Here is a 25,355-nt window from a genome sequence, read left to right as displayed (position 1 = left end):
CATGCCACGGCGTTCTTTAATCGAAAACAGGCGAAATGATGGCAATTGTTACAGGAAATTGACCGCCGTCATGAAACACGCCCGGCGCCATGGTCGGGTATCAGCCAGGCGAATGATTGGAGACAGCCTGCGCATCGCTGTCTAGATTGCAGATTCCGGGCTCGGAAGCCTCGCCCATAACAATAAAAGAGACGGACCCATGCAGAACTCGACCCAAGCGGCGAATGCCTGGCGCATTCTGTTCCTGTTGTTCCTGGCCAACCTGTTCAACTTCTTCGACCGCACCATCCCGGCGATCATCATCGAACCGATCCGCATGGAATGGAGCCTCAGCGACTTCCAGATCGGCATCATCGGTACCGCGTTCACCATCGTCTACGCCATTGCCGGCTTGCCGCTGGGGCGCATGGCCGATACCGGTTCGCGCAGCAAGTTGATGGGGTGGGGCCTGGCGGCCTGGAGTGGGCTGACGGCGGTGAATGGCCTGGTGGGCAGTTTCTGGGCGTTCCTGCTGGTGCGCATGGGCGTGGGCATCGGTGAGGCGAGTTATGCACCGGCGGCGAATTCGCTGATTGGAGATCTGTTCCCGGCTCACCGCCGGGCGCGGGCGATGGGCATCTTCATGCTGGGTCTGCCGCTGGGCCTGCTGCTGGCATTCTTCACCATTGGCGCGATGGTCAAGGCGTTCGACAGCTGGCGTGCGCCGTTCTTCATCGCGGCGGTGCCGGGGCTGGTGCTGGCGGTGTTCATGTTTTTTATCAAGGAGCCCAAGCGCGGCGCGGCCGAAACCGTGCAGGTGTCCCAGGAAAAGGTTGATAAGCCGGTTCGCCGGGTGCTGGCAATTCCGACCTTTCTCTGGCTGGTGCTGGCAGGGCTTTGCTTCAACTTCGCGACTTATGCCTGCAACTCGTTCCTGGTGCCGATGTTGCAGCGTTATTTCGGGATGCCGCTGCACGAGGCGGCCGTGGCCACCGGCATCATGGTCGGCGTAACCGGATTGTTCGGTCTGACCTTGGGCGGTTGGGTCGCCGACAAGATCCACCAGCGCGTGCCCAACGGCCGTCTGCTGTTTGCAGCGTTCAGCCTGGCGATTTCCACCGTCACCACGGCGTGGGCCCTGCATGCAGGGCGCATCGAGATCGGTGTGTTCGTGGCGGTATTCAGTGTCGGTTGGCTGTTTGCCTACAATTTCTACACCTGCGTCTATACCGCGATCCAGGACGTGGTGGAGCCGCGCCTGCGTGCCACGGCGATGGCGTTGTATTTCGCCGGATTGTATTTGCTCGGCGGGGGCCTGGGGCCGGTGGTGGTGGGTGGCTTGTCCGACTACTTCGCCCGCACGGCCATGACGGCCGCCGGTGTCGACCAGATGACCGAAGCGTTCAAGGCCATCGGCCTGCATGACGCGATGTACCTGATCCCGGTGGCGCTGCTGCTGACCATGGTGTTCCTGTTCCTGGCGTCTCGCTGCTTCGTGCGCGATGCCAAGCGGATGAAGGAGGGGATGAGCGTGACCGTGGAGCCGGGTGGCGTGGCGGCGACAGCTTGATAACGCCAGGCTCAATCTTTGGCGAGCGAGCTGTTGTGGCGAGGGGATTTATCCCCGCTGGGGTGCGGAGCAGCCCTCGAAAAGCACTCAGTTCACCTGCCACACAGCGGCGTCAGTTTTAGGGCTGCTGCGCAGCCCAGCGGGGATAAATCCCCTCGCCACAGGTGTTGTTCTGGCTACCGAGTCTTTTCTTCTCGTCCGCGCAACAGGCGATCGGGCATCGCCACCGCCGCCGCCAGCCCCAGCAACGACACCGCCGCGCTGATCATCAGCAGGTGACGGAACGTTGCCTGCAATTCTTCGCGCAAAGCGTCCAGCGCCTCGCCCGGTGCGGCATTCAGGCCATCGAGCAGCACGTTGCCTGAGTGCCCTTCGCCCACCACCGACGAACCGGCGAGCTGGGCAAAACCCGAATCCTGCAGCAACGCCAGCAGCAGCGCCGACATCAGCGCCACGCCCACCGCCCCGCCCAGGGAGCGGAACAGGTTGGTGGTGCTGGTGGCGACGCCGATGTCCCGTTGCTGCACCGAATTCTGCGAGCCCACCAGCGAGGTGGGAAATTGCATGCCGGAGGCGATGCCGCTGAGCAACATGAACAGGCTGCTCAGCCAGAACACAGCGGGCGGCGTAAAGGCCATGCCGAGGATGGCGAACGGGAAGAGCACGGCGCCACCGAGAATCATCGGTTTGTAGCGCCCGGTGACCGAGGTCCGCCGCCCGGCAAAATAAGCACCGATCGGCAGCCCCATCGCCAGCGGCAGCAAATGCAACGCGGCGCTGTCGGCGCCGGCGCCGGTCACGCTCTGGAAGCGCAACGGCACCAGCACCGTCAGGGAGATGGCCTGGAAACTGGTGAAAAACACCGTGCACCAGCACAACACCGCGCTGCGGTTGACGAACAGGTGCATGGGCAGCAACGGCTCGCGGGCGCGGCGTTCATGCCAGGCGAACAAGCCCAGCACGACCACCGCGCCACCCAGCAACCCGAGCACTTCGCGGCTGTGCCAGGCGTGGCCCTGGCCGATCTGGGTAATGCCCAGCAGCAACGCGGTCAGGCCGATGATCAGCAACACGGTGCCCAAATAGTCGATGATCGGCGTGCGTTGCGGCACCGGCAGCCCCACCAGCGTGCGCCGGGCCACCAGCCAGGCGCCCAGGCCCAGCGGCAGGTTGATCCAGAAGACCCAGCGCCACGACAGGTACTCGGTCATGTAGCCGCCGAGCACCGGCCCGGCCACGCTCGCCACTGCGTACATGCTGCTGAAATAGCCCTGGTAGCGACCGCGCTCGCGGGGCGGGATGATGTCGCCGATGATCGCCTGGCTCACGGAAATCATGCCGCCGGCGCCGATGCCCTGGAAAATCCGCGCCAGCACCAATTGCTCCATGTTCTGCGCCATCCCGCAGAACAGCGAGGCGAGGGTGAACAGGCCCATGCCGAACAGCATCAGCGGTCGCCGGCCATACAAGTCGCCCAGCTTGCCGTAGATCGGCACGGCCACGGTCATGGCGACCATGTAGCCGGAGATCACCCAGGCCAGCAGGCTGACGTCCTTGAACTGCGCGGAAATGGCCGGCATCGAGACCGCGACGATGGTCTGGTCCAACGCCCCGAGGAAAATCGCCAGCATCAGCGCCACCAGCACGCTGCGGATGGCGGGCTGTTGGGCTTGGGGAGTATTGAGCTGAGTCACGGTGGAACCTGCGGGCATCGTGCCTGGCGGCGAAATGCCCGCAGTTTAAATCGATAGCCGGCTATTCGATAGCCTCGTAAGGAAGGCCGACGTAATTTTCCGCGATGGTTTTTCGACCTGCCTCGGAGTCGACGAAATACTCCAGCTCCGCTTCGCTGATGCGCTGGTTGAACGCATCGTCATCGAAGCGGTGCAGCATCGACGTCATCCACCAGGAAAACCGCTCGGCTTTCCAGACCCTTCGCAGGCAGATATCGGAGTAGCGTTCCAGCAGATCCAGGCGACCGTCGCGATAGACCTTGAGCAAGATATTGAACAGCGTGCTGACATCGCTGGCGGCCAGGTTCAACCCCTTGGCACCGGTCGGCGGGACGATGTGGGCGGCGTCGCCCACCAGGAACATCCTTCCGTATTGCATCGGTTCCACCACAAAGCTGCGCAGCGGCGCGATGCTTTTTTCGATGGAAGGACCGGTCACCAGCGTTTCGGCCAGGTCGGCGGGCAGGCGGTTTTTCAGTTCGGTCCAGAAGCGCTCGTCCGGCCAGTCGGCCACTTGTTCCTCGGCGGGCACCTGCAGGTAATAACGGGTACGGGTGCGTGAGCGCATGCTGCACAGGGCGAAGCCGCGCTCGTGGCGCGCATAGACGAGTTCTTCGTGGACGGGCGGGGTATCGGCGAGGATGCCGAGCCAGCCGAACGGGTAGACGCGCTCGAAGACCTTGAGTTTTTCCGCCGGAATCGACTGCCGCGCCACGCCGTGGAAACCGTCGCAGCCGGCCACGTAGTCGCAATCCAGGCGCCAGGTTTCGCCGGCGTGTTCGAAGGTCACGAAGGGGTGATCGTTCGTGAGGTCGTGGGGCTGGGCATTGTCGACCTGATACAGCGTCCGCGCGCCGGATGCCTCGCGTGCCGCCATCAAGTCGCGGGTGACTTCCGTCTGGCCATAGACCATGACGTTTTGCCCGCCGGTCAGCCCCTTGAGATCAATGTGCACGCGGCGACCGTTGAGGACCAGTTCAAAGCCATCGTGGGGCAGGCCTTCGGCGTCCATGCGCTGGCCAACCCCGGCCTGGCGCAGCAACTGCACCATGCCTTGCTCGAGTACACCGGCGCGGATGCGGCTGAGGACGTAGTCGGGCGTCTGCCGTTCGAGGATCACGGTGTCGATCCCAGCGTTGTGCAACAACTGGCCGAGCAGCAGTCCAGAGGGGCCGGCGCCGATAATGGCGACTTGGGTCTTGAGGGTTTTCATTGTTGTTATGACTCGCAAGAGGCACGCGACCAGGGTCGACGTTTATTTTTAGTAATCCTGGCGTGCATTTTTCGCTTGCGGACCTGTCAATTGAAGGGGAAAACTGCGCTGAAACCTGTACTTTCTGCCAATCGGTGCGATTACCGCCCGTAACCCAAGGCCGATCCTCGTTATGAAGAAAACTGAGCTGCCTTCGATCCCGGTGTTCAAGCTTTATGGCGAAAGCCAGGATTGGCCCACGCCGGACCTGCTGCACTGCGAAACCATTTCCAGCCGCAGCAGCGAGCACCAATGGGAGATCAAGCCCCATCGGCATGCCGACCTGTGCCAGTTGCTGTTTGTCTTCAAGGGCGAGGCAGAGCTGGAAATTGAAGGCCAACGCACCCGGCTTGACGAGCCGGCGGTGCAGATCCTGCCGCCGCTGTCGGTCCATGGCTTTCGGTTTTCCGAGGATGTGCAAGGTTACGTAGTCACGCTGGCGGCGCCGCTGGTGACACACCTGCAGGGACAGCTTGGTCACTCGGTCAACATCCTGGCCCAGGCCGAAGCCTACCCGGCCGGCGAGAACGCCGATTACCTCAACAGTTTGTTCAGCGCCTTGCAGGCCGAGTACGTCGGGCATCAACCGGCCCGGGAAATGCTCATGCACGCACTGGTCAGCGTGATCATGGTCTGGGTCAGTCGCCAAGTGATGAGCCGGCGCACCTCGACCCAGCGCCCGCAACGGGCCCGGGAATACCTCAACGGCTTCATTCAGCTGGTGGAGGAAACCTATCGTCAGCACGTCAAGGTCGAAGACCTGGCCCATCGCCTGGGTATTTCGGTGTCGCACCTCAACGGTACCTGCCGCGAACTGGCGGGGCAGCCGGCATTGCAGATCATGCATGAGCGGCAATTGTTGGAAGCCAAGCGGCTGCTGACCTACACCGGCATGACGATCTATGAGATATCCGAACTGCTCGGCTTCTCTGACCCGACCAACTTCACCCGACTGTTTCGCCGGCGTGTCGGCATTTCGCCAAAGGCCTTCCGCGACCGGCTCAAGACCGATCAGCTAGACGACTGAAACCGCCTCAGCGCAGAGCGTTCAGGGATGCGTTGTGCGGTATGCAGCGTTCGAAGTTGCAACTGGCGTAGTCACGGGGCAACTGCCTGGCCTGCTCGACCCGATACGCCGCGGTGCCGTACAGCGCAAGCGTGGCGGTGCAGGTGATGAAGATGGCGAGGCGTCTTCTTGTTTTGATGTTCATGGCGATGACCTCTGAACGAATACCCGGGGGTACTGCTTTCAGCATAGGTCAGCTGTGGCGGGTTGCCACTGAGGCAGTGAGGGTGTTTAACCGATATTCAGAACACTGATATCCCTTGTGGAAGCGAGCTTGCTCGCGATGAGGGCGGGTCAGTCACCCTGAGTGTCGACTGATCTACCGCTATCGCGAGCAAGCTCGCTCCCACAGGGCGTTGGGGTGGTCTTTTAACCGGGTTATGCCAAATGCTCAGGCTTCATCGGATCCCCCGGCTTGACGTCCAGTTGGTGGCGCACGTCTTCGAACATTTCGTCGTAGTACTTGTGCATCGAGCCGATGCTGGCGGTCTTCGGCATGCCGTATTGCTGGGCGATGCGGGTGGCGTGGCGGGCGAAGTCGAAGGCCTGGTCCCTGGCCAGGAAAAACGTCTCGTCCACGTTCTTGTCTTCCACCGTGCCGTGCAGACGGAAGGACATGCCCGTTCCCTCCTTGGGATCCTGTGCAATCTCGTAGTCGATGCACAGGTTGTAGCTGTAGTCGTCCTTGCTCAGCGCATGGCGCTCCATGTGCAGGTGACCGGGTTGGAACGTGGCCATAAGGTCTCTCCTTCGAAGGCGTGGAGAACGGCAGACACCGCGCCTGCCGCATAAGTTTTGCCGTTACCGATAAACGATCCCCGGCGTTGCCATGCTGATGCGGGTGCCAGCGGTGCCCTGGACGATAGCATCGATGTCCGACAGCGATCCGATCACCGCGTCCTTGCCGGTGTGGCGGGCGAATTCGCAGGCGGCTTGCACCTTCGGCCCCATGGACCCGGCGGCGAAACCGAGCCGTTCCATGTCGTCGGGGTGGGCCTGGGCGATGGCTTTCTGAGTCGGCTTGCCGAAGTCGATGAACGCGGCGTTGACATCGGTGGCGATCACCAGCAGATCGCTGTCCAGTTGTTCGGCCAGCAGCGCCGAGCACAGGTCTTTGTCGATCACCGCTTCCACGCCTTGCAGCTTGCCGTCGACGTCATACATCGTCGGGATGCCGCCGCCACCGGCGCAGATCACGATGCTGCCTTTTTCCAGCAGCCATTTGATCGGACGGATCTCGAAGATGCGCTTGGGCCTGGGGCTTGCGACCACGCGGCGGAACTTGTCGCCGTCCGGGGCGATGGCCCAGCCTTTCTCGGCGGCGAGTTTTTCCGCCTCTTGCTGGCTGTAGACCGGGCCGATGGGCTTGCTCGGGGTCTGGAACGCCGGGTCGTTGGCGTCCACTTCAACCTGGGTCAGCAGCGTGGCGAAGGGCACTTCGAAGTCCAGCAGGTTGCCCAGTTCCTGTTCGATGATGTAGCCGATCATGCCTTCGGTTTCGGCCCCCAACACGTCCAGCGGGTACGGCGTGACCGAGGTGTACGCCGCCGCCTGCAACGACAGCAGGCCGACCTGCGGGCCGTTGCCGTGGGCGATGACCAGTTGGTTGCCCGGATGGATCTTGGCGATCTGTTCGGTCGCGGTGCGGATGTTGCTGCGTTGATTGTCTGCGGTCATGGGTTCCCCCCGACGCAGGAGGGCGTTACCGCCCAAGGCAACGACGATGCGCATGGTGTTGTCCTTTCAAAATGGATCAAACGACGCAGTCCAGCTGTGGGAGCGGGCTTGCTCGCGAAGGCGGTGTCTCAGTCCAGATAAATATTGCCTGTAACACCGCCTTCGCGAGCAAGCCCGCTCCCACACTGGATCGCATTCCAACATGGGGGAGGGTGGGTATTAAATATCCGCCAACGCCGCCACCAGGATCGCCTTGATGGTATGCATGCGGTTTTCCGCTTGTTCGAAGGCAATGTTGGCCGGGGACTCGAAAACCTCCTCGGTCACTTCAACGCCGTTGGCGAGATTCGGATAACGTGCGGCAATGTCCTTGCCGACCTTGGTTTCGCTGTTATGGAACGCCGGCAAGCAGTGCATGAATTTCACCCGGGGGTTGCCCGAGGCCTTCATCATCTGCGTGTTGACCTGGTAGGGCAGCAATTGCTCGATGCGTTCGTCCCAGGCTTCCACCGGCTCGCCCATGGACACCCAGATATCGGTGTGGATGAAGTCCACGCCCTTGACGGCTTCTTGCGGGTCCTCGGTGATGGTGATCCGCGCGCCGCTTTCGGCGGCGAAGGCCTGGCATTGGTCGATGAAATCCTGGTGCGGCCACAGCGCTTTCGGCGCGCCGATGCGCACGTCCATGCCCAGTTTGGCGCCGATCATCAGGAGCGAATTACCCATGTTGTAGCGCGCATCGCCCAGGTAGGCGTAGCTGATGTCATGCAGCGGCTTGTCGCTGTGCTCGCGCATGGTCAGGGTGTCGGCGATCATTTGGGTCGGGTGGAATTCGGCGGTCAGGCCGTTGAACACCGGTACCCCGGCGAACTTGGCCAGTTCTTCGACAATTTCCTGTTCGAAGCCCCGGTATTCGATGGCGTCGAACATGCGCCCCAGGACGCGGGCGGTGTCCTTCATGCTTTCCTTGTGGCCGATCTGCGACGACACCGGGTCGATGTAGGTGACGTGGGCGCCCTGGTCATGGGCCGCGACTTCGAAGGCGCAGCGGGTGCGGGTCGAGGTTTTTTCGAAGATCAGCGCGATGTTCTTGCCCTTGAGGTGCGGCTGCTCGGTGCCAGTGTATTTGGCGCGCTTGAGGTCACGGGACAGGTCCAGCAGGAAGTGCAGCTCGCGGTTGGTGTGGTGCATCAAGCTCAGCAGGCTGCGGTTGCGCATGTTGAAAGCCATGGTGGATCTCCTTGGGTGTCGGTTATCCCCTGGGCCGTTCTCGATAAAAACGGCCCAGGCTCGAAGGTCAGTAATCGATAGGGTCGCGAATGATCGGGCAGGTCATGCAATGGCCGCCGCCCCGGCCCCGGCCCAGCTCGCTGGCGCTGATGGTGATGACTTCCACGCCGGCCTTGCGCAGCAGCGTGTTGGTATAGGTGTTGCGGTCGTAGCCGATCACCACGCCCGGTTCCAGGGCGACCACGTTGTTGCCGTCGTCCCATTGCTCGCGTTCGGCGGCGAAGCTGTTGCCGCCGGTTTCCACTGTCCGCAGCGCCGGCAACTTGAGGGCGGCGGCTACGGTATCGAGGAAGCTGCTTTCCTCGCGGCGTACGTCGATGCCGCCGGGTTTGCTCTCGTCCGGGCGCAGTGAAAACGCCACGATCTGGCTGACGACCTCCGGAAAAATCGTCACCAAGTCGCGGTCACAGAAACTGAACACGGTGTCCAGGTGCATGGCTGCGCGGGATTTCGGCAGGCCGGCGACGATTACGCGCTCCACGGCGTTGTGCTTGAACAGGTTCAGCGCCAGTTGGCCGATGGCCTGGCGCGACGAGCGTTCGCCCATGCCGATCAACACCACGCCGTTACCGATCGGCATGACGTCGCCGCCTTCGAGGGTGGCATTGCCGTGGTCGTGGTCCGGATCGCCGTACCAGATCTGGAAATCGGCGTGGGTGAACTCCGGGTGGAATTTGTAGATGGCGGTGGTCAGCAGGGTCTCCTGGCGTCGCGCCGGCCAGTACATCGGGTTCAGGGTCACGCCGCCGTAGATCCAGCACGTGGTATCGCGAGTGAACTGGGTGTTGGGCAGCGGCGGCAGGATGAAGCTGGAGTGCCCGAGGAAGTCGCGGAACATCTGGATCGTCTTGCCGCCGAAGCTGTCCGGCAGGTCATCGGCCGAGACGCCGCCGATCAGGTATTCGGCGATATGGCGCGGCTCCAGGCTGCGCAGCCACGCGCTCACTTCATGCACCAGGCCCAGGCCCACGGCGTTGGCCGTGACCTTGCGATGCAGAATCCAATCCAGCGCCTCGGGGATGGCGACAATGTCGGTCAGCAGGTTGTGCATCTCCAGGACGTCGATCCCGCGTTCGCGCATCTTGGTGACGAAATCGAAGTGGTCGCGCTTGGCCTGGTTGACCCAGATCACATCGTCGAACAGCAGCTCGTCGCAATTGTTCGGCGTCAGCCGCTGGTGGGCCAGGCCGGGTGAACAGACCATGACTTTGCGCAATTTGCCGGCTTCGGAGTGGACGCCGTACTTCACTTTTTCCGTGGTCATTACACATCCTCCAGATAAAACAGTTGACCGGTCAGAGGGTCAGGAAACCCGCGTAGAGCCCGTACGCAGCCACCAGGGCTCCGACGACCACGGCGGCGAAAATCAGCTTCTCGACCGAGGTGAAAACCGGCTTGCCCAGTTCATGCTTGGCCTTGGCGAACAGGATCGCGCCGGGGGCGTAGAGCAGGGCGGAAAGCAGCAGGTATTTGATCCCGCCGGCATACAGCAGCCACATGGCGTAGATCAGGGCGATGGCGCCGATGAGCAGGTCCTTGCGGCGCTCGGCCAGGGCGTTCTGATAGGTCTCGCCGCGTACCGCCAACAGCACCGCGTAGGCGGCCGACCACAGATACGGCACGAGGATCATCGAAGTGGCGAGGTAGATCAGCGACAGGTAGGTGCTGGCGGAAAACAGGGTGATGACCAGGAACAGCTGGACCATCGCGTTGGTCAGCCACAGGGCGTTGGCCGGCACATGGTTGGCGTTCTCCCGCCGCAGGAACGCGGGCATGGTGTGGTCCTTGGCGGCGGCGAACATGATCTCGGCGCACAACAGGACCCAGGACAGCAGGGCGCCGAGCAGCGAGATGATCAGGCCAACGCTGATCAACACCGCGCCCCAGTGACCGACCACGTGTTCCAGCACGGCGGCCATGGATGGGTTCTGCAGCTTGGCCAGTTCAGGCTGGGTCATGATCCCCAGGGACAGCACGTTCACCAGCACCAGGAACAACAGCACCGTGATGAAACCGATGACGGTGGCCTTGCCGACGTCGCTGCGTTTCTCGGCGCGGGCGGAAAAAATACTCGCGCCCTCGATGCCGATGAACACCCACACGGTCACCAGCATCATGTGTCGCACTTGGTCCATCACGCTGCCCAGGTCGGGATTCTTCAGGCCCCAGATGTCGGCGGTAAAAATCTCCAGCTTGAAGGCGAATACCGCGATCAACACGAACAACAGCAGCGGCACGATCTTGGCGACGGTGGTCACCAGGTTGATGAAGGCGGCTTCCTTGATGCCACGCAGTACGAGGAAATGCACGGCCCAGAGCAACACCGAGGCGCCGATTACCGCGGCGACGGTGTTGCCCTCGCCAAAGATCGGGAAGAAATAGCCCAGGGTGCTGAACAGCAACACGAAGTAGCCGACGTTGCCCAGCCAGGCGCTGATCCAGTAGCCCCAGGCCGACGAGAAACCCATGTAGTCGCCGAACCCGGCCTTGGCGTAGGCGTATACGCCGCCGTCCAGGTCGGGTTTACGGTTGGCGAGCGTCTGGAAAACAAAGGCGAGGGTCAGCATGCCCACTGCGGTGATGGCCCAGCCGATCAACACGGCGCCGACGTCGGCGCTGGCGGCCATGTTCTGTGGCAGGGAAAAGATCCCGCCGCCGATCATCGATCCTACTACCAGCGCGACCAGCGCACCCAGTCGTAGTTTTCCGGGGGTATCGGACATTGCATGACTCCCATGCGGGGGAAGAGAGTCAACAGCCTATGTCGATTGGGAAGGGCGGTAGCTGATCCAGGTCAGTTCCGGCGCAAAGGGGGGTAGGACGCAAAACCTGTGGGAGCGAGCCTGCTCGCGAAGGCAGAAAATCTGCCGCCACTGATGTCGACTGACACACCGCCTTCGCGAGCAGGCTCGCTCCCACCTTGGATTTTCGGTGAGCTACCACTGTGCCCGGTGAGCCCCCAATTCCGCGGCGGGCAACGTCCATTGCAGCGGCGTTCCGGTGATCCTCAGCGGTACCTGCAAACGATGCGCCGGGCCCCACGGCGTCTGTTCCACCAGCAGCCCCTGGTCAGCCTCGTCTTCAGGGCGCAATGCAACCTGAGTGCCAGCGCCGCCGTCGATCAACAGCTTCGCCGTGCGCGCCAGCGACAGGCGTGCCGAGCCGCCATGGCTGGTGGCCAAGCGGCGGGCGACCAACACAATCGCGCTGGCCGCCATCAGGTAACCCGTCCCATGGTCCAGGGCCTGGACCGGCAGCGGCGTCGGCTTGTCGGCGTGTTTCCAGGCCATGCCGGCCTCGGCGATGCCGCTGCTCATCTGCACCAGGCTGTCGAAGCCGCGGCGGTGTTGCCAGGGGCCGCTCCAGCCGTAGGCGTTGAGGCAGACATCGATCAGGCCGGGGGCCAATCGTTGGCGCTGCGTGGCGCCATAGCCCAAGCGATCCAGTGCGTCGGCGCGGTAGCCGTGTAGCAGGATGTCGGCCTCCTTGAGCAGCGCCTCGAACGTTGCGCGGTCGGCGGGTTGCTGCAAGTCGAGGCGGGCGCAACGTTTGCCGAGGGTGACTTCTGGCACCACGCCGGGTTCGTTCCAGGTTGGCGGATCGATGCGCAGCACGTCGGCGCCCAGGCCGGCAAGAAAACGGCTGGCAATCGGGCCGGCCAGCACGCGGGTCAGGTCCAGCACCTTGAGGCCCGCCAGGGGCTGGGCGACGGAGCCGAGCCAGGGCGCAGGCGAACCTTCGGCGCCGTCATCCAACTGAACGAGAGGCTCGGCATTCACCGCCATGCCCTGCGGATGGAGTTGCCACGCCTGCCACGAGCGCATCTGCGCGGCGCAACCGCCGGCGTCGACCACGGCTTGCTCCAGTTCGGCCTTGTTCCAACGGATCACTTTGCTGGCCATGTCGGCGCGGTCGGTGCAGGCCCCGAGGACCTTTTCCGCCGCCTGGCGATGATGCGGCGCGTTGGTGTGCAGGCGGATCCAGCCGTCGGCGGTGGCATAGTCGCCAGCCACGGCGTCCCACATCGGCGGCACGCTCCAGCCGATGGGTCGCAGGGAGGTGGAAAACCAGAACGAGGCCAGGCGCTGGTCGACTTCAAGCGTCGGCAGGCGACCGGTTTGCTGGTGGATGAGTGCGGCGACCGCTTGACCGGCCACACCGATGCTCGCGCTGGCCAGCTCCGTGACCGCGAAGGCCGAGGGCAGGGCGCCTTCGCCTGTGAAGGGGATCGGTGTCGTGGGCAAGCCGATGGCGGTTTGTATGGATGAGAGTAGGTCTGACATTTGGAAGCCCTCCTGAACCAGAGAGCGAGCATAGATCAAACGAACATCGGGGGTCGCTACGCCCGAGGCGTCGGACCGGCCCAGCGGGAGCAAGCTCCCTTGCCACGGTGTTCCGGGCGTGACCAGATCCAGAGATTGCCCAGGCCCATGCCCGCGAGCGCGAGGTAAACCGGCCAGTGGTGTTCGAGCACCAGCAGCATCAACCCTGCGCAGCACAGCATGCTGGCCGTTGCGGCGATCTTGGCCCGGCGCGGGATGACCTTGCCGTTGCGCCAGTTGTGCAGCATCGGTCCGAATAATCGGTGGCCCTCCAGCCAGGCACTCAGGCGCGGGGAACTGCGGGTCGCGGCCCAGGCGGCGAGCAGGATGAATTCAGTGGTCGGCAAGCCGGGCACGGCGATGGCCACCAGGCCGATGGCCAGGCTGGCGTAGGCGAGGAGGGCGAAGAGCAGTTGGCTGAGTTTCGAGGGCGTACGGCTCATGTATTTCTATCCGACAGGCGCTTGGCCCTGTGGGAGCGAGCTTGCTCGCGATAGCGGTGTGTCAGGCGACCAATAGGCTGGCTGGCAGTCCGTCATCGCGAGCAAGCTCGCTCCCACAGGGGATGGTGGGGATTCAAGCCAATTGCGCCGCGTAAGCCTGTTCCAGCAGCACGGTAAAGCGGTTGAAGGCGTCCAGCGCGCCTTTGTCCGCCTCGGCTTCCTGCTGTTCGGTGAAGGGCAACTCGTCGAGGGTCCGGGTGAAGGTTTTCCAGCCTTCGGCGCGGCCGCCCGCCGGTTCTGCCAAGTGGCGGGCTCCAAAGATTTCGTTCATTCCAAGGGTGACGGCGCGCTTGATCAAGAACGCAGCGCCAAGCTTGGAACCCTCGGAGACGAACAGCCAGCCGAGGGCTTCGGCCTGGGTCGGGTTCTTCACTGCGCCGGCCAGGGGAGCCGGCACTTCGGTGTCCAGGTCCGCGAGGTCGGCCTTGGCCGCTTCGGCGCGGCAGCGCGCGGGCAAATCGGCAATCAGCGCGGTCAGTTGCGTGTCGTTGTACAGCGCCGCCAGTTCCGACTGGAACTGGTACTGGGCGACAATGAAGCGGGCGTAGTTGGCCTGGGTTTCGAATGGGGCGTGTGCCTTGACCAGCGCGTCGAGCCTGCCGTGGGGCTCGTGGGTGATCTGGTTCAGGCGTTGGGAGCGGGTAACGGGGCGGTGTGTGGTCATGAAAAATTCCCTTCGAGTGGAAGTTGTGGCGAGGGGATTTATCCCCGCTGGGGCGCGAAGCGGCCCCAAAGTCCGCTTCTTTCGGTCCCATTTTGTTAGGGCTGCTGCGCACCCCAGCGGGGATAAATCCCCTCGCCACAGATAATTGTTTTGGCTGAACGCTGGATCAGATATCCCAGATCAGGTTGACCGCGAAGTTGCGCCCAGGCGCCGTGAGGCGATCGAGATTGGCCGGGTTCAGCACGGCCGCTTCGCCGACGCTGTCGTAGCCGCGCACGTCGTCCCACAGCCAGTACTTCTTGTCGGTGAGGTTGTAGAGGCCGCCGCTGACCGTGACGTCGTCGGTGACCTTGTAATACCCGCTCAGGTCGACAATGCCGAACCCCGGCGTCTTGAATTGGCTGCTGACGCCATCAGGGGAGTTGAAGTTGCTGTCATCGACGCGGTCTTGCTTCTTCACCAGGGTCCAGCTGAGCAAGGTGCCAAACTGCGCCTGGTCGTAACCCAGGCCGAACACGCCGGTCAGTGGGTTGATGCTGTTGAGCGGTTCGCCGGTGTCGTCGTTGCGGCCATGGAGGTAAGCCACCGAGCCTTGGGTGTAGAGCCCCCGTGGTGCGCCGAACACGTCCAGGTCCAGGCGACCCTTGGCTTCGATGCCCTTGATGGTGGCGTGCTTGATGTTGTTGCTCTGGAAGGTCAACCGGTCGGCGCCGGGGATGATGGCGTCCTCGTTGATGAAGTCGCGGTACTTGTTGTAGAACACCGCCACGTCGAACGAGCCGGAGTCGAAGCGGCCGCGCAGGCCGGTCTCGTAGCCCTTGCTTTTTTCCGGTTCCAGGTCGGGATTGGGTTTCACGCTGTAGCCAATACCCGCATTGTCGAAACGGCCATACAGGGCCTTGGCGGTCGGGGTGCGGAAACCTTCGGCGTACTGGCCGTACCAGGTGTATTGGTCGGTCAGGTCATAGGTCAGGCCGAACTTGGGCGAGACGCGATGCCAGGTCTTGTCCTCGCCGCTGACCGTGCCGCCGGCGGTGGGGTCCACGGTGCTGAGGAATTCCTCGGTCAGGTGTGGCTTGAGCCGGGTGTAGTCGTAGCGCAGTGCCGGCGTGAAGGTCCATTTGTCCCAACTGATCTGGTCCTGGGCGAACAGGCTGTAGGTGTTGATGGTCGGGTCGGGAAAGTCACTGGCTTTTGCCAGCACGTCCCGCGTGCTGATCGCGCCGACGGCGGGGCAGCCCACGCCGACCGCCAGGCACACGCCATTGCCGCTGCGCGAACCGGTGACCTTTTGCTGCTTGAGCGTGGTGCCGTAGGTCAGTGCGTGATCGGTGTCAGCGATGCGGAATGACTTGTCCAGTTGCGCGTCGAACACCCACTGCTTCTCTTCGTAGAGCGTTTCTCGCGTGCGCAGTACTTGGCGCGTGATCGGGAAGTAGAATTCGGCGGTGCTCTGGTCGGTCTTGGCGACCTGGTGGTTCAGGCTCCACTTGATGGTGTCGGCCAGCAGGCTGTCGAGGTCGAAGTTGTGCTCCAGGCCGAAACGTTCGCGGGTGATGGTGTCGTTGCCGGTGCGCCACTGGTACATGCCGCCAGGCAGGATCGAGGTGGGAATGGCCGGTTGGCCGTTGGCGTACGGGCCGCCGTAGGCACTTTTCAGATCGATGTCGCGATCGTCCTTGTACTTCTCATACACCAGGCTCAGGCGCGCATCATCGCTGTAATCCCAGCCAAGCTTGGCCAGCACGTTGTTGGCGCGTACGTCTTCGGGGTTGGCCGCGGTGCGGTCCAGTCCGGTGCCGTTGTTGCTGCCGTAGGATTCGGTCTCGTGGCCGTCGCGCTGGCTGTAGTGCAGCAGGCCGTCGAATGGCCCTCTGCGACCGGCGACGGTGGAGGACTTGAGCCAGCTCTCGTCGACAGAGCTGTAGCCGGTCTTCAGGCGTGCGCCGACATCCTGGCCGGGCTTGATGATGTCATCCGCATCGAGGGTGAAATAACTGACGACACCGCCAATGGCGTTGCTGCCGTACAGCACCGACGCCGGGCCACGGAGGATTTCCACGCGCTTGATGATCTCCGGGTCGACATAGTTGCGCTGGGTCTTGGCATAGGGACCGTTGAAGAAACCGCCGGGCACTTCCACGCCATCGATCTGGGTCAGGATCCGGTTGCCGTCGATGCCGCGAATGTTGTAGCCGCTGATGCCGCCACGCTGGCCTGCGCCGCCCACCGAAACACCGGGCTCGTAGCGCACCAGGTCCTTGATGGTGTTGACGTTGTTGCGATCGAGTTCCTGGCGATCATGGATGGAAACGGTGCTCGGTACGCTGGTAATGTCCTGTTCCTGGCGGGTGGCACTGATGGTCACTTGCTGCAAGTCCAGCACGTTGCCGGCGCTGCGTTTTTCCAGAACGATGTTGTTATCGCCCAGTTTGCGGTAGCTCAGGTCGGTCCCCACCAACAAGCGCTCCAGGGCTTTTTCCGGCGCCAACGAGCCGTTCACGCCCGGCGAAGCGACGCCTGCGGCCAGTTCAGCCGGCAAGCCTACTTGCCAGCCCGTGACGGTCGTGAACGCGTTGAGCGCGGAGACCAAGGGCTGGCGGGCGATGTTGAAGGTGTAGTCACCCATGTTGTGGGCGGGCGATTGCCCATTGACGGCGAAGGCTGCTGGTGCGGCACCGGCCATCAGGATGGCGGCGGTCAGTAATGACAGCGCGCGGGAAGGTGCGAGGAATCGGCAAGTAAGGCGAGAGGACATCGATAGCGCTCCGTGTCGCATCTGTTATAGGTGCAGATCGGCATCGTGAAGATGCGAATCAATTGCATTGGCTATAACGAGACGAACCAGCGAAGGCTATCGAGTAAAAATAATTCTCATTTAGTTCAGGATCACCAGTGCCGGGAATTCCTGCAACCGCGCAGAGGTGATGTGCGCCAGGGAGCGGACCGCATCCAGCGGCTGGTCGAGGCGGTAATTGCCCGTCACCGCGATGTTGGCCAGACGTTCGTTGGTATTGATGATCCAGCCAGGGTAGTAGCGCCGCAGCTCGGCCAGGACTTGGCTCAGCGGCCGGTTTTCGAACACCAGCCGACCTTGTACCCAGGCCAGCTCGGTACCCGCATCGAGGCGTGTGGGGCGGTCGAAGCCGTTGGGGCCGATGCGGATGCTTTCTCCGGCCGACAACCGCACGTGGGTGTCGTACCGGGTGGCCCGCAGGTCGATGTCGCCGCGCTGCACCTGGACTTGGGCCACGCCGTCGAGGTAACGCACGGCAAATGTGGTGTCGCTGACGCTGGCGGTGACCGGGCCGGCATCAATTTCCAGCGGCAGGTTGCGGTTGCCTGGCACTTCGAAGAATGCCTCGCCCTTGTACAGGCGGGCCACATGCCGCTGTTCGCTGAACGTGCTGGAAAACGCCGAATCGGTGTTGAGCAGGACCTTGGAGCCGTCTTCCAATTGCAGGCGCTGGCGCTCACCGACCACCGTCAGGTGATCGGCTTCGAAGTGCAGGGGCAAGTCGCTGAAATTGAACAGGCCGAGAAACAGCACGGCGGCAGTCGCCAACGGTTTCCAATGGGCACGCAGGCGCGACAGCGCGGTGACTTTGGGTTGGTCGCGCAGTTGCCGGGCGCTTTCGATGACGTGCGGGCCATTCCAGATCGCCTGGGCCCTGGCGAACGCTTCGCCATGGCGAGGATCGGCCGCCAGCCAGGCCTGGAAGTGTTGGCGCTGCTCCTCGCTGGGGCTGTCGAGCAGGATCAACCAGTCCAGCGCCTGGTCCATGGCGTGGGCAGTGTCCTGTGCCTCGGCGGCTTCAGGTGGGCGATGGTTGTCCGTCACGGTGGATTCTCATTATTGGCGGCAGGCACACGCTACAAGCCGCAAGCGGTGGCTGGCAAGCTTGCGTCCAGCTTGCGGCCCGAAACGCCTGGCTTGTTGCTTGATTCATGGGTTGCGTTCGGCCACGCCCACGCAGATGGCCATGATCAGTTTCAATTCTTTTTGCACGGTACTCAGGGACACGTCCAATCGTTGCGCGATGTCTTGGTAACTGTGGCCATGCAGCCGACTGAGAATGAAGACCTGCCGTTGGCGCGGGCTGAGGGATTGCAGGCTGACGTTAAGGCGTTCGAGCATTCGTTCGGCATGGGCAGCGTCTTCGGCGCTGCTTTGGGGGGCGACCACATTGTTCACGACGTCCAACGGCACGTCATCGACCAGGGTCCGTGACTGGATTCGCCGCGCGCGCAAATGGTCCAGCGCCAGGTTGCGGGCGGTCTGGAAGACAAAGGGTTCGAGATGATCGACGGTGCGCTCGCTCAGGGCGCGGGTGACGCGCAAGTAGGTTTCCTGAAGCAAGTCTTCGGCGGTGCTCGGGTTGTTGACCATCCGCTCGAGGGTGCGCAGCAGCGGGGTACGCTGGGCGAGAAAGACGTGATGAAAACGCGATTGACTCACGGTAGGGCCCGATCCGGTTCGAGTAGATGATAATGCTTATCATCTGCGCGACGGGTCAAGCCTTCATTTCACCGATGTTGTAACCCTGTGGGAGCGAGCTTGCTCGCGATGACGGAGTGTCAGTCGCCATTGATGTTGACTGATACACCGCTTTCGCGAGCAAGCTCCTCCCACAGAAAAGCTCAAAAGCTGCTGGGGCGGTTACTCCGCGTTACACAACGCCAGGCAGTTATCCAGCATGCGGTTGGAGAAGCCCCATTCGTTGTCATACCAGGCCAATACCTTGAGCAGCTTGCCGCTGGCCTTGGTGTGGTTGGCGTCGAAGATCGACGACAGCGGGTTGTGGTTGAAATCGCTGGAAACCAGCGGCAGGGTGTTGTAGCCGAGGATCTTCGAATGCTGGCTGGCATGGCGCAGCAGTTCGTTGACTTCTTCGGCCGACGCTTCGCGCTTGAGCTGCACGGTGAGGTCGACCAGGGATACGTTGATCACCGGTACGCGCACGGCCATGCCGGTCAGCTTGCCGGCCAGTTCCGGCAGCACCAGGCCCACGGCTTCGGCGGCGCCGGTCTTGCTCGGGATCATGTTCTGGGTGGCCGAGCGGGCGCGGTAGGGGTCGCTGTGGTAGACGTCGGTCAGGTTCTGGTCGTTGGTGTAGGCATGGATGGTGGTCATCAGGCCGCTTTCGATACCCAGCTCGCGGTGCAGCACCTGGGCCACCGGGGCCAGGCAGTTGGTGGTGCACGACGCGTTGGAGATGATCTGGTGGGACTGGCGCAGGATGTCATGGTTGACGCCATACACGACGGTGGCATCGGCGCCCTTGGCCGGTGCCGAGATGATCACCTTGCGGGCGCCGGCGCTGATGTGGGCGGCTGCCTTGGCACGGTCGGTAAACAGGCCGGTGCATTCGAACACGACGTCGATCTTCTCGGCCGCCCAAGGCAGTTCGGCCGGGTTGCGGATGGCGCTGACCGAGATGCGGTCGCCATTGACCGTCAGGCTTTCGTGGTCGTGCTGGACGTCGGCATCGAAGGTGCCGTGCACGGTGTCGAACTTGAGCAGATGGGCATTGATTGCACTGTCGCCCAGGTCGTTGATGGCGACGATCTGCAAGTCGCGACGATAGCCTTGGGTATACAGTGCACGGAGGACGTTGCGGCCGATGCGGCCAAAACCATTGATTGCGATTCGAAGAGTCATTAACTGCGCCGCCGTCGATTTGTTGTTGGAATTACAAGATTATTCGCATAAAAATAGAAAACAAGCCTTTTTAGTGGCAATATTTTGTTTTATCTACAACGAGCGACCTGAATCAACTGGTCCGATTGGTCAAAAACCGTTTGTCGCCCTGTCTTTCCTGCGGTGTACAAAGGGCTTTTGAACCAGCATAGACAATCAGGTCGCCACACCCGTTAGCCTGGAGTTCTACCTATGCATCCCCGCGTACTTGAGGTCACCGAACGGCTTATCGCCCGCAGTCGCGCTACTCGTGAGGCTTACCTTGCACTGATCCGCGGTGCAGCCAGCGACGGCCCGATGCGCGGCAAGCTGCAGTGTGCCAACTTCGCCCATGGCGTGGCCGGTTGCGGCACGGAAGACAAGCATCACCTGCGGATGATGAACGCCGCCAACATCGCCATCGTGTCGTCCTATAACGACATGCTCTCGGCCCACCAGCCGTACGAAACCTTCCCTGAACAAATCAAGAAAGCCCTGCGCGAGATCGGCTCTGTCGGCCAGTTCGCTGGCGGTACGCCGGCCATGTGCGACGGCGTGACCCAGGGCGAGGCCGGGATGGAACTGAGCCTGCCGAGCCGCGAAGTGATCGCGCTGTCCACGGCGGTGGCGTTGTCCCACAACATGTTCGACGGCGCGCTGATGCTCGGCATCTGCGACAAGATCGTCCCAGGCCTGATGATGGGCGCGCTGCGCTTCGGTCACTTGCCGACGATCTTCGTGCCCGGCGGGCCGATGGTCTCGGGCATTTCCAACAAAGAGAAAGCCGACGTGCGCCAGCGCTACGCCGAAGGCAAGGCGACGCGCGAAGAGCTGCTGGAATCGGAGATGAAGTCCTACCACAGCCCCGGCACCTGCACCTTCTACGGCACCGCCAACACCAACCAATTGCTGATGGAAGTGATGGGCCTGCACTTGCCAGGCGCTTCGTTCGTCAACCCGAACACGCCGCTGCGCGACGCCCTGACTCGTGAGGCGGCGTTCCAGGTCACGCGCCTGACCAAGCAGAGCGGCAACTTCATGCCCATCGGCGAAATCGTCGACGAGCGCTCGCTGGTCAACTCCATCGTTGCGCTGCACGCCACCGGCGGCTCCACCAACCACACCCTGCACATGCCGGCCATTGCCATGGCGGCGGGTATCCAGCTGACCTGGCAGGACATGGCCGACCTCTCCGAGGTGGTGCCGACCCTGAGCCACGTCTACCCGAACGGCAAGGCCGACATCAACCACTTCCAGGCGGCGGGCGGCATGTCGTTCCTGATCCGCGAATTGCTGGAAGCGGGTCTGCTTCACGAGAACGTCAACACCGTGCTGGGTCACGGCTTGAGCCGCTATACCCAAGAGCCGTTCCTGGAAGATGGCGAGTTGGTGTGGCGCGACGGCCCGATCGAAAGCCTCGACGAAAACATCCTGCGCCCGGTGGCCCGTGCGTTCTCGCCGGAAGGCGGCTTGCGGGTGATGGAAGGCAACCTCGGCCGTGGTGTGATGAAAGTCTCGGCCGTGGCCTTGGAAAACCAGGTCGTCGAGGCGCCGGCCATGGTCTTCCAGGATCAGCAGGATTTGGCCGATGCGTTCAAGGCCGGTCTGCTGGAAAAGGATTTTGTCGCGGTGATGCGCTTCCAGGGCCCGCGCTCCAATGGCATGCCCGAGCTGCACAAGATGACGCCGTTCCTCGGCGTGCTGCAGGATCGCGGCTTCAAGGTGGCGCTGGTCACCGACGGGCGCATGTCCGGCGCATCGGGGAAAATCCCGGCGGCCATTCACGTCAGCCCCGAAGCTTATGTCGGCGGCGCGTTGGCTCGGGTGCAGGAGGGCGATATCATCCGCGTCGATGGCGTCAAAGGCACCTTGGAACTGAAGGTGGACGCCGAGGAATTCGCCGCGCGCGAGCCGGCCAAGGGCCTGTTGGGCAACAACATCGGCACCGGTCGCGAGCTGTTCGGTTTCATGCGCATGGCTTTCAGCTCGGCAGAGCAGGGCGCCAGCGCCTTCACTTCTGCCCTGGAGGCGATTAATTGAAACTGGCTTTGGTCGGTGACATCGGCGGGACCAATGCGCGTTTCGCCCTGTGGAAGAACCACAACCTGGAGAACATCCAGGTGTTGGCGACGGCGGATTACGCCTGCCCGGAAGATGCCATCAAGGTTTACCTGAGCGGCATGGGCATGGCGCCGGGTGCGATTGGCTCGGTGTGCCTGTCGGTGGCCGGCCCCGTGAGCGGTGATGAGTTTCGCTTCACCAACAACCACTGGCGCCTGAGCAACCTGGCGTTCTGCAAGACGCTGCAGGTGGAGAAGCTGTTACTGGTCAACGACTTTTCCGCCATGGCCCTGGGCATGACCTGCTTGCGTCCCGATGAATACCGGGTCGTCTGCCAAGGCACGCCGGAGCCGATGCGCCCGGCGGTAGTGATCGGGCCGGGCACCGGGCTGGGCGTCGGGACGCTGCTGGACCTGGGCGAAGGTCGCTTCGCGGCGCTGCCGGGGGAGGGCGGCCATGTCGACCTGCCGATGAGCAGTCCGCGCGAGACCCAGCTCTGGCAACACATCTACAACGAAATCGGCCACGTCAGCGCCGAAACCGCGCTGAGTGGCAGCGGCTTGCCCCGCGTCTACCGGGCGATCTGCGCGGTGGACGGTCATGAACCGGTGCTCGATACCCCTGAATCCATTACCGCCGCCGGCCTGGCAGGGGACCCTGTTGCGCTGGAAGTCCTTGAGCAGTTCTGCCGATGGCTGGGGCGCGTGGCGGGCAATAACGTACTCACGGTGGGTGGGCGCGGCGGTGTCTACATCGTTGGCGGCGTGGTCCCGCGGTTTGCCGATTTCTTCCTTGAGAGTGGCTTCGCCAAATCCTTCGCCGACAAGGGTTGCATGAGCGATTATTTCAAGGGTATTCCGGTCTGGTTGGTGACAGCGCCGTACTCCGGCCTGATGGGCGCGGGCGTGGCGTTGGAGCAGTCGACACACGCTTGAAGTTTGAAATACGACCCCCTGTGGGAGCGAGCTTGCTCGCGATAGCGGAGTGTCAGTCGCCATTGATGCTGACTGATAAACCGTTATCGCGAGCAAGCTCGCTCCCACAGGGTTTTGTAGTGTGTTTTGTGGTGTGTTTGTAGAACCCGTCCATCAGGCATAATCGCCCCCAATCCAAACAACAAGGACGAGGCCCCGTGAGTTCAGTGAACAAATCGATTTTGTTGGTCGACGACGACCAGGAGATTCGCGAACTGCTGGACACCTACCTCAGCCGTGCGGGTTTCCAGGTGCGCACCACGCCCGACGGCGCCGGGTTTCGCCAGGCCTTGAACGAGGCGCCGAGCGACCTGGTGATCCTCGATGTGATGCTGCCCGACGAGGACGGCTTCAGCCTTTGCCGCTGGGTTCGCGAACACCCGCGCCAGGCCCATGTGCCGATCATCATGCTCACCGCCAGTTCCGATGAGGCCGACCGGGTCATTGGCCTGGAGCTGGGAGCCGATGATTACCTGGGCAAGCCGTTCAGCCCGCGTGAATTGCAGGCGCGTATCAAGGCGCTGCTGCGCCGGGCACAGTTCGGCCAGGAACGGTCGGGCGGCGACGTGCTGGCCTTCGACGAGTGGCGGCTGGACATGGTCAGCCATCGGCTGTTCCACACCGATGGCGAAGAAGTGATCCTCTCCGGCGCCGACTTCGCGTTGCTCAAGCTGTTCCTCGATCATCCCCAGGAAATCCTCGACCGCGACACCATCGGCAACGCCACCCGAGGGCGTGAACTGATGCCCCTGGACCGGATCGTCGACATGGCGGTCAGTCGTCTGCGCCAGCGCTTGCGCGACACGGACAAGCCACCGCGGCTGATTCGTACGGTGCGCGGCAGCGGTTATCAACTGGCGGCCAGTGTGGTTGCCAGCAATGGTCACTGAAGCGATCAGGAAAATTGTCCGGCGGATACCGGTGCCGCGCTCGTTGCTCGGGCGGATGCTGCTGCTCACCCTGCTGGTCGTGCTGTTTGCCCAGACGCTGTCGAGCCTGATCTGGGTTTCGCAACTGCGTGCCACCCAGCTCGAAGGCCTCGTCACCAGCGCCCGCAGCCTTGCCCATTCGATGACCGCCACTGTGAGCTATCTGCGCTCCCTGCCGGTGGCTTACCGGCCCTTGGTGCTGGACCAGTTGCGGAGCATGGGCGGTACACGATTCGTCGTCACCCTCAATGACAAGCCGCTAGGTATGGACGTATTGCCCGTGACACCACGCAAACTGGCAGTGCTCCAGGCGGTGGATGAAGTGCTGCGGCGCTCCCTGGGCAACAACGCCGACATCTCCGTCAAGTTCGTCAGCCCCGAAGACCTGCGGATCTTCAACGGCGGGCTGAAACTCGATGAGCTGCCGCGCTCCTGGGCCCATTACGCCCTGACGCTTGAGCCGGTGAATCCGCCGGTGCTGGTCACGCAGATCCAGATGGCGCCGGGTGAATGGCTGTACATCGCCTCGCTGCTGCCCGAACCCTATACCAGCCTCGAAGAACAGGACCTGCCCAAGCAACAGGTGGGTTTCATCGTGCTCACCAGTAGCCTGTTGCTGTTGTTCATCGGCTTGCTGGTGCACTGGCAGAGCCGGCCCCTCAAGCGTCTGGCCCGAGCCGCGCGGGACATGTCCCTTGGCGCTGAAGTGCAGCCCGTGGCCGAGGGCGGCGGCAGTGAGGTGGTGGAAGTGGGGCGGGCGTTCAACGCCATGCGCGAGCGCATCAGCCGCTACCTGACCGAGCGCAGCCAGTTGTTCAGTGCGATCTCCCATGACCTGCGCACGCCGATCACCCGGCTGCGGTTGCGGGTCGAGCTGCTGGAGGATGAAAACCTGCAAGCCAAGTTTGGCCGTGACCTGGACGAGCTGGAGTTACTGGTCAAGGGCGCGTTGCAATGCGTCAAGGACACCGACATCCACGAGAACATCGAGCCGGTGGACCTCAATCACGTACTGGATTGCTTGGTGGAACCCTACCTCGCGCCCAACGGCAATGGCCGGGTCACCCAGGATGGTCGGGCGCTGGCGCCGTATTCCGGCAAGCCGCTGGCCCTCAAGCGCTGCATCGGCAACCTGATCGACAACGCCTTGAAATACGGACAGCGTGCCCATCTGCACATCGATGACGATGAAACAGCGTTCATCCTGCACGTCGACGATGAAGGCCCGGGCGTGCCGGAACAGCGCCTGGAGCAAGTCTTCGAGCCGCACTTTCGCCTGGCCGGGCAGCAGCAGGGTTACGGCTTGGGGCTGGGCATCGCCCGCAACATTGCCCATAGCCATGGTGGCGAAGTCAGCCTGCAGAATCTGCGCGAGGGCGGGTTGCGGGTGACGTTGCAGTTGCCTCGGAGTGTGGATTAGTCGGACCGCGCTATCGTTCTTCGCGAGCAAGCCCGCTCCCACATTGGACCTCGTTGAACACAGGTATTGTGTTTGACACAAGTCCCTTGTGGGAGCGGGCTTGCTCGCGAAGGCGCCAGTAGTCCCAACACCCCTTTCAAGAAAATGTCACAACTCGGTGACATAACTCGTCCCTTTCGTTACCTGCCACCGACCCTCCCTTGTTTAGACTCCCCGGGTCAAAACAACAAAAAAG

At 62.7% G+C, this 25,355-nt stretch carries 21 protein-coding genes; 6 read left to right on the top strand and 15 right to left on the bottom strand.

Translation table 11 applies throughout. The annotated features are described in order from the left end of the window. Positions 1-199 precede the first annotated feature (199 nt). Positions 200-1,549 (top strand): spinster family MFS transporter, encoded by a 1,350-nt coding sequence (locus KSS97_RS22570; protein WP_217860197.1) that lies wholly within the window; start codon positions 200-202, stop codon positions 1,547-1,549. Between the two features lie 176 nt (positions 1,550-1,725). Here KSS97_RS22570 and KSS97_RS22565 read toward each other — a convergent pair whose 3' ends face one another. Together KSS97_RS22565 and pobA are read right to left on the bottom strand one after the other, a co-directional pair. After that, positions 1,726-3,243 carry an MDR family MFS transporter gene (locus KSS97_RS22565; protein ID WP_217860196.1) on the bottom strand — a complete coding sequence of 506 codons (1,518 nt, stop codon included), beginning with the start codon at positions 3,241-3,243 and terminating at the stop codon, positions 1,726-1,728. A gap of 61 nt (positions 3,244-3,304) precedes the next feature. Then, positions 3,305-4,495, bottom strand: a complete 1,191-nt coding sequence (pobA, locus tag KSS97_RS22560; RefSeq protein WP_198797678.1) for a 4-hydroxybenzoate 3-monooxygenase — start codon at positions 4,493-4,495, stop codon at positions 3,305-3,307. 172 nt (positions 4,496-4,667) lie between these two features. On the opposite strand from pobA, the gene KSS97_RS22555 reads away from it, so the two are divergent. Then, positions 4,668-5,561 (top strand): helix-turn-helix domain-containing protein, encoded by an 894-nt coding sequence (locus KSS97_RS22555; protein ID WP_030139379.1) that lies wholly within the window; start codon positions 4,668-4,670, stop codon positions 5,559-5,561. Positions 5,562-5,568: 7 nt separating this feature from the next. On the opposite strand, the gene KSS97_RS22550 is transcribed toward KSS97_RS22555, so the two are convergent. From KSS97_RS22550 to gap, 13 genes are all read right to left on the bottom strand, one after another. Beyond that, positions 5,569-5,745: a hypothetical protein gene (locus KSS97_RS22550; protein ID WP_181289314.1), complete on the bottom strand. Its 177-nt coding sequence runs from the start codon at positions 5,743-5,745 to the stop codon at positions 5,569-5,571. A 233-nt stretch (positions 5,746-5,978) separates the two neighbouring features. Next, the gene (locus tag KSS97_RS22545) at positions 5,979-6,338 is read right to left on the bottom strand and encodes a DUF5064 family protein (protein ID WP_217860195.1); all 360 of its coding nucleotides are present in this window, start codon (positions 6,336-6,338) and stop codon (positions 5,979-5,981) included. Positions 6,339-6,401: 63 nt separating this feature from the next. Further along, positions 6,402-7,331 carry a carbamate kinase gene (arcC, locus tag KSS97_RS22540; RefSeq protein WP_198797681.1) on the bottom strand — a complete coding sequence of 310 codons (930 nt, stop codon included), beginning with the start codon at positions 7,329-7,331 and terminating at the stop codon, positions 6,402-6,404. A gap of 165 nt (positions 7,332-7,496) precedes the next feature. Continuing rightward, complete coding sequence (locus tag KSS97_RS22535) at positions 7,497-8,507, bottom strand: ornithine carbamoyltransferase (protein WP_030139376.1); 1,011 nt, start codon at positions 8,505-8,507, stop codon at positions 7,497-7,499. A gap of 67 nt (positions 8,508-8,574) precedes the next feature. Continuing rightward, the gene (gene arcA / locus KSS97_RS22530; protein ID WP_217860194.1) at positions 8,575-9,831 is read right to left on the bottom strand and encodes an arginine deiminase; all 1,257 of its coding nucleotides are present in this window, start codon (positions 9,829-9,831) and stop codon (positions 8,575-8,577) included. Positions 9,832-9,862: 31 nt separating this feature from the next. Next, positions 9,863-11,290, bottom strand: a complete 1,428-nt coding sequence (gene arcD / locus KSS97_RS22525) for an arginine-ornithine antiporter (RefSeq protein WP_217860193.1) — start codon at positions 11,288-11,290, stop codon at positions 9,863-9,865. A 213-nt stretch (positions 11,291-11,503) separates the two neighbouring features. Beyond that, positions 11,504-12,850 (bottom strand): CoA transferase, encoded by a 1,347-nt coding sequence (locus KSS97_RS22520; protein WP_217860192.1) that lies wholly within the window; start codon positions 12,848-12,850, stop codon positions 11,504-11,506. Positions 12,851-12,906: 56 nt separating this feature from the next. Beyond that, positions 12,907-13,332, bottom strand: coding sequence for a YbaN family protein (locus KSS97_RS22515; RefSeq protein ID WP_030139372.1), 426 nt, complete (start codon positions 13,330-13,332; stop codon positions 12,907-12,909). A 133-nt stretch (positions 13,333-13,465) separates the two neighbouring features. Further along, positions 13,466-14,056, bottom strand: a complete 591-nt coding sequence (locus KSS97_RS22510; protein ID WP_217860191.1) for a biliverdin-producing heme oxygenase — start codon at positions 14,054-14,056, stop codon at positions 13,466-13,468. Positions 14,057-14,222: 166 nt separating this feature from the next. Continuing rightward, positions 14,223-16,814, bottom strand: coding sequence for a TonB-dependent receptor (locus tag KSS97_RS22505; protein ID WP_217860190.1), 2,592 nt, complete (start codon positions 16,812-16,814; stop codon positions 14,223-14,225). Positions 16,815-16,934: 120 nt separating this feature from the next. Then, complete coding sequence (locus KSS97_RS22500) at positions 16,935-17,897, bottom strand: FecR family protein (protein WP_030139369.1); 963 nt, start codon at positions 17,895-17,897, stop codon at positions 16,935-16,937. A 105-nt stretch (positions 17,898-18,002) separates the two neighbouring features. Further along, positions 18,003-18,515: an RNA polymerase sigma factor gene (locus tag KSS97_RS22495; protein ID WP_030139368.1), complete on the bottom strand. Its 513-nt coding sequence runs from the start codon at positions 18,513-18,515 to the stop codon at positions 18,003-18,005. A 201-nt stretch (positions 18,516-18,716) separates the two neighbouring features. Continuing rightward, positions 18,717-19,718 (bottom strand): type I glyceraldehyde-3-phosphate dehydrogenase, encoded by a 1,002-nt coding sequence (gene gap, locus KSS97_RS22490; RefSeq protein ID WP_003184623.1) that lies wholly within the window; start codon positions 19,716-19,718, stop codon positions 18,717-18,719. 231 nt (positions 19,719-19,949) lie between these two features. Here gap and edd point away from each other — a divergent pair, with 231 nt between their 5' ends. The 4 genes from edd to KSS97_RS22470 all read left to right on the top strand — a co-directional run bounded on the left by edd (position 19,950) and on the right by KSS97_RS22470 (position 25,120). Beyond that, on the top strand, positions 19,950-21,776 hold the full coding sequence (gene edd, locus KSS97_RS22485) for a phosphogluconate dehydratase (protein ID WP_030139367.1): 1,827 nt from the start codon (positions 19,950-19,952) through the stop codon (positions 21,774-21,776). Continuing rightward, positions 21,773-22,732 (top strand): glucokinase, encoded by a 960-nt coding sequence (locus KSS97_RS22480; protein ID WP_030139366.1) that lies wholly within the window; start codon positions 21,773-21,775, stop codon positions 22,730-22,732. The genes edd and KSS97_RS22480 overlap by 4 nt, the downstream gene beginning before the upstream one ends. A 197-nt stretch (positions 22,733-22,929) precedes the next feature. Further along, positions 22,930-23,661 (top strand): response regulator, encoded by a 732-nt coding sequence (locus KSS97_RS22475; RefSeq protein ID WP_030139365.1) that lies wholly within the window; start codon positions 22,930-22,932, stop codon positions 23,659-23,661. Beyond that, entirely contained in the window at positions 23,651-25,120 is a 1,470-nt protein-coding gene (locus tag KSS97_RS22470) for an ATP-binding protein (RefSeq protein ID WP_030139364.1), read from the top strand. Before KSS97_RS22475 ends, KSS97_RS22470 begins: the two co-directional genes overlap by 11 nt. Positions 25,121-25,355 lie beyond the last annotated feature (235 nt).

Origin of the sequence: Pseudomonas alvandae (assembly GCF_019141525.1) — a bacterium.
GTDB classification, from domain to species: Bacteria; Pseudomonadota; Gammaproteobacteria; order Pseudomonadales; family Pseudomonadaceae; genus Aquipseudomonas; species Aquipseudomonas alvandae.
Note: the sequence above shows the minus strand (reverse complement) of the source record. Positions and strands in the feature narration are given on the sequence as shown.

What these genes read in the sequence shown, in the direction of transcription:
- KSS97_RS22570 (WP_217860197.1), top strand. Translation starts at nt 200, where the DNA reads ATGCAGAACTCGACCCAAGCGGCGAATGCCTGGCGCATTCTGTTCCTG.
- pobA (WP_198797678.1), bottom strand. Translation starts at nt 4,495, where the DNA reads ATGAAAACCCTCAAGACCCAAGTCGCCATTATCGGCGCCGGCCCCTCT.
- KSS97_RS22555 (WP_030139379.1), top strand. Translation starts at nt 4,668, where the DNA reads ATGAAGAAAACTGAGCTGCCTTCGATCCCGGTGTTCAAGCTTTATGGC.
- KSS97_RS22550 (WP_181289314.1), bottom strand. Translation starts at nt 5,745, where the DNA reads ATGAACATCAAAACAAGAAGACGCCTCGCCATCTTCATCACCTGCACC.
- KSS97_RS22545 (WP_217860195.1), bottom strand. Translation starts at nt 6,338, where the DNA reads ATGGCCACGTTCCAACCCGGTCACCTGCACATGGAGCGCCATGCGCTG.
- arcC (WP_198797681.1), bottom strand. Translation starts at nt 7,331, where the DNA reads ATGCGCATCGTCGTTGCCTTGGGCGGTAACGCCCTCCTGCGTCGGGGG.
- KSS97_RS22535 (WP_030139376.1), bottom strand. Translation starts at nt 8,507, where the DNA reads ATGGCTTTCAACATGCGCAACCGCAGCCTGCTGAGCTTGATGCACCAC.
- arcA (WP_217860194.1), bottom strand. Translation starts at nt 9,831, where the DNA reads ATGACCACGGAAAAAGTGAAGTACGGCGTCCACTCCGAAGCCGGCAAA.
- arcD (WP_217860193.1), bottom strand. Translation starts at nt 11,290, where the DNA reads ATGTCCGATACCCCCGGAAAACTACGACTGGGTGCGCTGGTCGCGCTG.
- KSS97_RS22520 (WP_217860192.1), bottom strand. Translation starts at nt 12,850, where the DNA reads ATGTCAGACCTACTCTCATCCATACAAACCGCCATCGGCTTGCCCACG.
- KSS97_RS22515 (WP_030139372.1), bottom strand. Translation starts at nt 13,332, where the DNA reads ATGAGCCGTACGCCCTCGAAACTCAGCCAACTGCTCTTCGCCCTCCTC.
- KSS97_RS22510 (WP_217860191.1), bottom strand. Translation starts at nt 14,056, where the DNA reads ATGACCACACACCGCCCCGTTACCCGCTCCCAACGCCTGAACCAGATC.
- KSS97_RS22505 (WP_217860190.1), bottom strand. Translation starts at nt 16,814, where the DNA reads ATGTCCTCTCGCCTTACTTGCCGATTCCTCGCACCTTCCCGCGCGCTG.
- gap (WP_003184623.1), bottom strand. Translation starts at nt 19,718, where the DNA reads ATGACTCTTCGAATCGCAATCAATGGTTTTGGCCGCATCGGCCGCAAC.
- edd (WP_030139367.1), top strand. Translation starts at nt 19,950, where the DNA reads ATGCATCCCCGCGTACTTGAGGTCACCGAACGGCTTATCGCCCGCAGT.
- KSS97_RS22470 (WP_030139364.1), top strand. Translation starts at nt 23,651, where the DNA reads ATGGTCACTGAAGCGATCAGGAAAATTGTCCGGCGGATACCGGTGCCG.